Below are 9,295 nucleotides of genomic sequence, written 5' to 3' on the forward strand. Positions count from 1 at the left end.
TGGGACTAAATCCACCAGTTGCAATCATGCCAAGACCACCGGCAATAGACACTGCACCAGCAAGCTCTGCTGTTGAAATATTTGCCATGGCACCCTGAAAAATTGGATATTTTATATTTAAAATCTCATTAATTCTCATAACTCACTCCTAATCTTTATTTTAACTCGTCTAATTTAATGCTTTCTTTTTTTCTATTTACCCAAAGTTTTCTAAAAATTCTTGTTCCTTTATTAAAAATATAGATTTTTATCTTTATAACTTATAGTCCTTTTTTATGAAAATAGACTAAATATTATCGCACTTACAAAAAATTGGCATACAACAAAAAAGACCACAAAGAAAACTTCGTGATCTTTTAATCGTTATTAACTTAATTATCTTAATGTTTGAGCAACATTCAAGAATATTGTTATAAAGAATGAGTTGATAATATCAATTGCAAAAGCTCCTACCATAGGTAGTATAAAGTATGCTTTTGGTGATGGACCAAATCTTTCTGTGATTGAATCCATGTTTGCAAGTGCGTTGTAAGTAGCACCCATACCAAATCCGCAAATACCACCTGATAAAACAGCTGCGTCATAATTTCTACCCATAACCCAAAAGTTAATGAAGTAAGCATAGAATGCCATAAAGATTGTTTGTGCAAATAAGATAACTAGCATTGATCCTGCAACTTCTTTTAGGTCTAATAGGTTAATATCAATAAGTGCCATTACTAAAAATACGTTAAGTCCAACATCGCCACAAATAGAGTTAGCTCTATCATCAACTGCCCATTTAGATCCCTTTTTACCAATTGTATTTACAAAGATACCTGCAAGAATCATTGAAGTAACGTAAGCTGGTAAGCTTAGTGGATTACCCATAATAGTTACATGTTCTTTGATAAACACTTGTAAAATTGCGCCTAAACCAACTGATACAAAGATAAGTCCTAAAACTTTAATAAAATCTAATGCTTCTAGTGGAACAACTTTTTTATAATTTTCCCCAGAGTTGTTTTTTTCTAAATTTTCAAGAACATCAATATCATCGCTATTATTGTCAATAGGACTAGCTAGATTGTGTTTTCTAATAAGTGTAGAACCAATAGGACCACCAATTAATGAACCCATAATTACACCAAACGTAGCTGCAGCCATACCAAATGTTGATGCATTAGCAAGCCCTTGTTCTTCAAATGTTGTTCCCCAAGCACCTGCAGAACCGTGTCCACCTACCATTGTAACTGAACCGCAAATTAAGCCTAGAAGTGAATCTGCTCCTGTAGCTTTTGCAAGTACAAGTCCTATAACGTCTTGGAAAATTACTAGAACTGTTGATACTAGAACAAATAATATGAAACCTTTTCCACCTTTTTTAAGTGTATCAAGGTCAGCTCCAACACCAATTGATGTGAAGAATACCATCATAAAAGGATCTTTTAATGTTTGATCAAATTCAAAAGTACAAACTCCACTAAGTTGTAATAAGAATCGAATTATTGCAAAAAGGAATCCTCCTATTACTGGTGCAGGCACACAAAATGTTTGAAAGAATTGGACTTTGCTTCTGATAAATTTACCTATGTAAAAAACTATGATTGCAAATCCAACAGTTTGCATGACATTAAATGATATATTCATTTAATCTCCCTCCTTTAATTAAATTTTTGTCTTTTTAAGACATTTCTATTATAATAAAACCTTTTCTTTTTTGCAAGAGATTAAAGGCTAAATTTTATTTTGATATTAATTATTAGTGTTAAATTGATAAAATATATTTATGAATAACTCCTAAAAGAAGTAATTTCAAATAAAATTATGTTTACCATATTAAAAATATAAAAACTTAGTAAAAAATAAAAAGCTTAACTCAAAATATCAAAAAAAGAGTATGCAAAGCTATTCAAAGAATTATAAGACTTCATATACAACTAGAACTAAAATTTGAAAATTTTAATTAGAAATTCAATATATTTTTATATATGTAAAATAAGTATTTATAAATAAAAGTATAGGTTTTTTTAATATAAGCAATAATGGTATACTATATATAAATCTATAGTTGAGGTGGAAAATTCATTGAAAAATATATTAATAATAGAGGATGACAAACATCTAAATAAAGGCTTATCCATAGCTTTAGAAAAAAATTATGAAGTTATTCCTACATTTACTATAAGTGATGCAAAAAATTATATTGGTAATTCTGATTTAATTTTATTGGATATGAACTTACCAGATGGGGATGGACTTGAAATAATAAAATATACAAGGAAGATTTCAACAATTCCAATAATTGTATTGTCAGCTATTGACTTAGAAGCCTATATCATATCCGCAATTGAATTAGGTGCAGATGATTATTTAACTAAACCTTTTTCCTTAGGAATTCTTGAAGCTAAGATAAAAAGAGCTTTTGAAAAAATCAACTCCGATGATTTAAGCATTTATAAAAAAGATGGACTTGATTTTAATTTCTCCGAGAATAAGTTCTCAGTTAATAATGTTAATTTTGATTTAACAAGGACAGAAATTAAAATTCTATATGCATTAATAAAAAATAAAGGTCGTATTTTAAAAAAAGAAATACTATTTGATTTTGTTTGGGGATTTGACGATAAGTTTATAGATAAAAATACCCTTAGTGTAAATATTTCAAGAATTCGAACGAAACTAAAACCCTATGATCCAATAGAAACTGTATTTGGAGTTGGTTATAAATGGAATTATTAGTTATAATTTTGGCTATTATTGTTGCTATACTTGCCTTTAAATATATAAATTTAAGTAAACAAATGTGTAATTTCTCAAACTATATTGATGATGCAATAGATGGAAGTTTAGAAATTTCAGATTTTGATGAAAAAGAATTATCCAAGATAAAATCAAAACTTGTAAAATTTTTATATGCAAATCAAGTGAAAGAGTCTAAGTTAAATACAGAAAAGAATAAAACTAAAGATTTAATAGCAGATATTTCTCATCAAACTAGGACACCTATTACTAACCTTTCTCTTTATATTAGTTTATTAGAACAGAATCAAAAAGAAGAATACATAGAGATCATTAAGTACGAATTGGATAAACTTAAATTTTTAATTGATAATTTAGTAAAATCATCAAGGCTTGAATCAGATATTATTGTTTTGCAAAAATCTCAATATAATTTATCTTACTTAGTAAGTGATGTTTTAAAAGAATTTAAAGATCCTCTATTAAATAAAAATATTAAAATTTACTTTGAAAAACATAATTGCATTTTTAATATGGATGAAAGGTGGATTAAAGAAGCCATTCACAATTTAATTGATAATGCAATAAAATACTCACCCGAAAATTCTACTATAAATATATCTGTATATAAATCTTATTTAAATTATAATTTAGATATAGAAAACTCATGCCAAGGAATTATAGAAGAAGATTTACCTAAAATCTTTGAAAGATTTTATAGAGGTAAAAATTCACTTGCTAAGGATGGATTGGGCTTGGGATTATTTATTGTAAGAGAAATTATAGAAAAACATAATGGAAAATTAATAGCATCTTTAAATGAGAATAAAATAAAATTTATGATAGACTTCCCCTTATGAGAAGTCTTTTTTCTTACAAAACTGTAAGAAGTTTCGTAAGTAATTTGTAAGATTAGTTTGCTATTCTTATAGAAAGAGGTGATTTATATGCTAAAAGTAGAAAATTTAAAAAAATATTATAAAACAAAGGATGTAGAGGTTAAAGCCCTTGATGGAATTTCTTTTAATGTATCAAAGGGAGAATTTATTTCTATTATTGGAGCATCTGGCTCTGGAAAGTCGACCTTATTACATTTGATAGGAGGACTTGATTATCCTACAAGCGGAAGAGTTTTAATTGACAACACAGACATTTATAAATTAAAGGATGATGAGAGATCCATTTTTAGAAGAAGGAATATAGGTTTTGTATTTCAATCCTATAATCTCCTACCTATGTTAAATGTTTACGAGAACATAATTATTCCCTTTGGCATTGATGGCAATAAGGTGGATAAAAAATATGTAGACCTTATTGTAAATATCCTTGAAATAAAAGAGCAAGTAAATAAAATGCCCAATGAACTATCGGGAGGTCAACAACAAAGGGTTGCCATAGCAAGAGCTTTGGTTACTAAGCCGTCTATAATTTTAGCTGATGAACTTACAGGAAACCTAGATTCAAAATCTTCATCCCAAGTTGTATATCTTTTAAAGAAAATTAATAAAGAACTGGGAAATACAATACTTATTATAACTCATGACGACTCAGTTGCCCAAGCTGCAAATAAACTTATAAGAATTGAAGATGGAAAATTGGTGATGAATAATGAAAGTTAAAAATAAAATTTATATAAAAAATTTAGCAAAAAAAATTCTAAACGCTAATAAAAATAGAAAAAATATCTTATTATTATCAATAGCCTTAACTTCAATTTTATTTACAAGCTTGTTTTCAGTTATTTTGGGACTTGGTAAAAGCATGGAACTTCAAACGATGAAAACTATAGGTACAACAAGCCACGGATCATTTAAAGAAGTTTCTGATAAGGACATAGAAATTTTATCTAAGGATAAGGAGATAAAAGAGTTTTCAATTAGAAAAAAGATAGGAATATTAGATAATAATAAAATATCAGCAGAACTTTCATATATAGATAAAAAGAATTACGACTGGTCTCTAATAGATAATATAAAAGGAAAAATACCCGAAAAGAAAAATGAAGTTTTCATTGATATATCTACTGCTAAAAAACTTGGATACAATGGTGAAATTGGAGAAAAAATAAAAATCCCCTTTAATATTGAAAAACCTTATACTGGAGAAGTTATAGAAAAGAAAAGGGATGATTTTATTATATCTGGAACTTTTCAGAACCCTATTGATTCAAATGTTGGAGTCGGTCAAATTTATTTATCGAAAGCTTATGCAGATACATTAAATCTTCCATATAAAATAAATGATATGGATGTTATGCTTAAAAATTCTTTTAATATAAAGAATAAACTTATAAAAGTAGCCGAGAGAAAGGGCTATAAAGTTGTAGATAGTCCAGGAAATTTATCTGATAAAGAAGTAAGAATTGGAGTTAACTTCGCCTACATTTTATCAGGAAGTAAAAACTTTGACTTTACTAATTTTTTACCTGCCTTGGTTTTATTAGCCTTGGTTATGATTGCAGGATTTTTAATTATAAACAATATTTTTAAAATATCTATAAATGAAGACATAAAACTTCTTGGATTACTTAAAACAATAGGGATGACAAAAGTTCAAATTAAGAAACTCGTACATTTAGAGTCCTTTATAGTTTCTATTCCGTCAATAGTAGCTGGAAATATGCTTGGACTTTCTATTGGAAAAATTATTTTAAATAAAATATTTTCAAATAATATGATGCTAACATATATAAAGCTGTCTATTGTTAATGTAGTACTCATTATTATTTTTTCAACGATATTTACTTTGTTAACTGTCTTTTTATCTGTAATGAGTCCTGCAAAATACGCATCTAAAATCTCACCTATAGATGCTAGTAGATATAATGAAACCCAAATAAAAAAGAAATATAAAAGTAATTCTATTTCACTTGGAAAACTTGCTAGAAGACAGATATTCTCTAATAAATTCAGATATATATCAATTGTTCTTTCTATGAGTTTAGCCGCTGTTATTTTAAATAGTGTTTTAACTTACACGGGAAACATTGATTTAAAAAAAGGGCTTTCAGATGTTATTGTAACTGATTATAATATAGCAAGTCCAAAATATTTTAGATATATGTATCTAGGAAAAGAAAATAGCATTTCCAATAAGATTATTGGAGAAATAAAAAGGCAAAAAGGCTTTAATGGCGGAGGAGCTTTATATTCTTATGGATATGAGTATTCTTATCCAGATATAAAAATAGAAAACCAAAAAATATCTCCAACTCTTTTTGGAATTGATGACTATCTTATAAACAAATACCAATTTATTCAAGGAGAATTTGATGCAGAAAAATGGAAAACTGGAAATTATGTTATTATTGGTGAAAGAGCAAATAATACATCCTACTATCAAATTGGCGATAAACTTACTCTCAATGTAAAAAATAAAATAAAAGAAGTCCAAGTAATGGCTAAAATTGATTATAATTTTTCAAATGGTTTGAGATATTTTCCTATAATCCATGAAAATATAGAAGATGATACTAGTCCTATCTTATCATTAGAGTATATTTATATGCCTACTTTTTTATATAAGGAACTTACAAATGATAGGAGCATTATGTCTTATGGTTTTGATATAGAAAAAAGTGAAAGGAAAAATTTTGATAAACTGTTAAAATCTTTAGAAAATGATCCAGACTTCGCCTATGACTCAAGAGACCTTCAAATAAAATCCTTTAAAGATTTTAAAAACCTTATAGAGTTTGTGGGATATAGTCTATCCTTAGTATTATTTTTAATTTCTTCGATGAACTTTATTAACATTATAGCCACAGAAACTATTAAAAATATGGTTAACTTATCTATACTTGAAGCAATAGGAATGACTAAGAAAAAAATAAAATCCTATCTAGTGAAAAAGAATTTAATTTATTCTCTGTCAAGTTTAATATTTTCTGTCATAGTAATGCTACTTGTAAATCAATTTATCTTAAAAAACTTCATGGAATCAACTAAGTGGACTTCATTTAAATTTACAATTCTTCCACTATTAATTGTGAACATTGTAAATATAATAATAGGAATACTATTCACTAGGGAATTTTATGAAAACCACAGTAATAATAGCCTAGTTGATAGGATAAGGAATTTGGATAATGAAAAAAAATAATAAATTTATTATATTAAATTTGTTATTAGTTTTAATACTGCCAATACTTATATTATATAGTTTATAGGCATATAAGGAATTTTATATAAAATTAAACCGACATTTATCTAAAAAAATAAGTGTCGGTTTTTGTTTTTACAAGTCTTTTATTATGTTTTATTTTTTAATATTAACTTCTAAACTCGCCATGTCCAAATATTATATATTTGTAGCTTACAAGTTCTTCCAATCCAACTGGTCCTCTTGCGTGAAGTTTTTGTGTTGAGATTCCAAGTTCTGCGCCCTTGCCAAATTCTCCACCATCTGTGAATCTTGTCGATGCATTTACATAGACACAAGCTGAGTCCACTTCTTCTAAAAATTTCATTGCCCTTTCATAAGATTTTGTAAGTATTGCTTCAGAATGCCCTGTTGAATATTTTGTAATATGTTGAATTGCCTCATCAACATTTGAAACTGTCTTTACAGAAAATTCGTAGTCTAAGTATTCTCTTCCAAAGTCATCTTCAGTTGCGGCTTCTGCGTTCTTAAATTTTGAAATAGATTTTTCGTCCGCGTGAACTTTTATATTGTATTTTTCAACAATTCCATTTAACATATCAAAAAATTTATCTGGAAGATTTTCATTTAACACAAGTGATTCCATTGCATTGCACACGCCAATCCTTTGTGTCTTTGCATTTTCTATAATCTTCACTGCCTTTTCAATGTCAGCTCCATCATCTACATATATGTGGCAATTTCCTACTCCCGTTTCAATTACAGGTACTTTTGCATTTTCCACAACGGAATTAATTAGTGAAGCTGAGCCTCTTGGAAGCAAAAGATCTACGTAGCCCTTTAATTGCATAAGTTCTTTTGACGATTCTCTCGATGTGTCTTTTACAATTTGGACGAAGTTTTCATCATAGCCTGAATTTTTTATCCCAAGTCTTATTGCGTCTGCTATTGCAATATTTGAATTTATAGATTCTTTGCCGCCGCGAAGAATTATTGCACTAGATGCTTTAAGTGATAAAATTGAAGCGTCTAGTGTTACATTTGGTCTGGATTCGTAAATTATCGCAATAACTCCCATAGGAACAGTTTTCTTCCCAATTAAAAGTCCCGCATAATTTTTTTCCATGGACAAAACCTTTCCCACTGGATCCTTAAAGTCGATTACGTCCTCTATTGACTTTGCCATAGCTTCTATTCTCGCGTCATTTAAAAGAAGCCTATCAATTAGACCATCAGGCATATTATTTTCTCTGCCTCTTTTTATATCTAATTCATTTGCCCTTAATATATTTTTACTTTCAGACAAAAGCGACTTTTTAATTGAAGCTAGCATTCTATTTTTTTCTTCTGTATTTAATTTTTTTAATTTATAGGAAGCTTCCTTTGCTATTTTTCCTAATTCCTTAACACTTAAAATAGGTTCCAATTTCTTCTCCTTTAACTATATCTCTAATTGTCTTCATATTTTCTCCAGATGCAATTATAACTTCGATATTTTTTTCTATGGCAAGTTTTGCCGCCCTAATTTTTGTGAACATTCCTCCAGTGCCAACATTGGATTCAGTTTCCTTTGCCATTGCCTCCACATTATTTATGTCTTCAACTTCGTGAATAATTTTTGCGTCGCGATTTTTTCTAGGATCGTCAGTGTAAAGTCCTTCAATGTCTGTTAGCATAATGAGGAGATCTGCCTCTGTAATTCTCGCAATCACAGCAGATAATGTATCATTATCGCCAAATTTTATTTCATAAGTAGAAATTGTGTCATTTTCATTTATAATTGGTATGGCATTCATCCCCTGCAATTTTTCAAAAGTGTTTTTTGCATTAATTCTCATCTCGTCATCTTTTTCTATCTGTCTAGTTAAAAGAATTTGTGCAGAATTGTAGCCATAACTAATCAAAGACCTATCGTAAATATTTGTGAGTGCAACTTGACCCACTGCTGCTGCAGCTTGTTTGTCTGAGGTTTCCTTCGGTCTTTCTTTCAAATTTAATTTCGCACGACCTGCTGCAATGGCACCACTTGATACTAAAATAACATCTATTCCCCTATTTTTTAAGTTTGCAATTTCATAGCAAAGCTCGTCGATTTTTTGTAAATTTATCTTTCCATTGTCGTGAGTAATAGAAGATGAACCAACTTTTATCACAACTTTTTTTATTTCCTTTGAAAATTTTCTCATTTCAATCACCTTAAATATAATATACTTTAAATTTTTACTTTAGTAAATATTTTTTACAATTTATAATAAAAAAGTAGATTTTAAATAAATAATCTTAGCATTTTAAATTCCTTTTACCTTAATTTTTCCTTATGCTATAATAATTCTGGAGTGTGATTATTTTGCCAAAAATTTTAAGAAAAAAATTACTTGCGCCAAATATTTATTTATTTGACATTTATGCACCTAAAATTGCAGCTTCTGCAAAACCAGGTCAGTTTATTATTTTAATTGCAGACAAATATTCC

The 9,295-nt window shown here is 28.4% G+C and carries 8 protein-coding genes and 1 pseudogene; 5 read left to right on the forward strand and 4 right to left on the reverse strand.

The annotated features are described in order from the left end of the window. Together MR285_RS02310 and gltS are read right to left on the reverse strand one after the other, a co-directional pair. A partial coding sequence (locus MR285_RS02310) for a nitronate monooxygenase (RefSeq protein WP_293557637.1) occupies positions 1–139 on the reverse strand: 139 nt, incomplete at its 3' end. Between the two features lie 236 nt (positions 140–375). After that, on the reverse strand, positions 376–1,629 hold the full coding sequence (gene gltS, locus MR285_RS02315) for a sodium/glutamate symporter (protein ID WP_293557623.1): 1,254 nt from the start codon (positions 1,627–1,629) through the stop codon (positions 376–378). Between the two features lie 438 nt (positions 1,630–2,067). Between gltS and MR285_RS02320 the strand changes: the two genes are divergently transcribed. The 4 genes from MR285_RS02320 to MR285_RS02335 all read left to right on the forward strand — a co-directional run bounded on the left by MR285_RS02320 (position 2,068) and on the right by MR285_RS02335 (position 6,822). Continuing rightward, the gene (locus MR285_RS02320) at positions 2,068–2,721 is read left to right on the forward strand and encodes a response regulator transcription factor (RefSeq protein WP_293557625.1); all 654 of its coding nucleotides are present in this window, start codon (positions 2,068–2,070) and stop codon (positions 2,719–2,721) included. Further along, entirely contained in the window at positions 2,709–3,581 is an 873-nt protein-coding gene (locus MR285_RS02325) for a HAMP domain-containing sensor histidine kinase (RefSeq protein ID WP_293557627.1), read from the forward strand. Before MR285_RS02320 ends, MR285_RS02325 begins: the two co-directional genes overlap by 13 nt. 87 nt (positions 3,582–3,668) lie before the next feature. Further along, positions 3,669–4,340 (forward strand): ABC transporter ATP-binding protein, encoded by a 672-nt coding sequence (locus MR285_RS02330; protein ID WP_293557629.1) that lies wholly within the window; start codon positions 3,669–3,671, stop codon positions 4,338–4,340. Continuing rightward, positions 4,330–6,822, forward strand: coding sequence for an ABC transporter permease (locus MR285_RS02335; RefSeq protein WP_293557631.1), 2,493 nt, complete (start codon positions 4,330–4,332; stop codon positions 6,820–6,822). The genes MR285_RS02330 and MR285_RS02335 overlap by 11 nt, the downstream gene beginning before the upstream one ends. A 169-nt stretch (positions 6,823–6,991) precedes the next feature. Here the strand turns inward: MR285_RS02335 and MR285_RS02340 are convergent, their stop codons facing one another. Next, positions 6,992–8,248 (reverse strand): glutamate-5-semialdehyde dehydrogenase, encoded by a 1,257-nt coding sequence (locus MR285_RS02340; RefSeq protein ID WP_293557633.1) that lies wholly within the window; start codon positions 8,246–8,248, stop codon positions 6,992–6,994. Beyond that, complete coding sequence (proB, locus tag MR285_RS02345; protein WP_293557635.1) at positions 8,226–9,008, reverse strand: glutamate 5-kinase; 783 nt, start codon at positions 9,006–9,008, stop codon at positions 8,226–8,228. The genes MR285_RS02340 and proB overlap by 23 nt, the downstream gene beginning before the upstream one ends. A 161-nt stretch (positions 9,009–9,169) precedes the next feature. Here proB and MR285_RS02350 point away from each other — a divergent pair. Beyond that, positions 9,170–9,295 (forward strand): annotated as a pseudogene (locus MR285_RS02350) (ferredoxin-NADP reductase); the annotation flags it as partial.

It is taken from the genome of Peptoniphilus sp., from assembly GCF_022767005.1.
GTDB lineage: Bacteria > Bacillota > Clostridia > Tissierellales > Peptoniphilaceae > Peptoniphilus_A.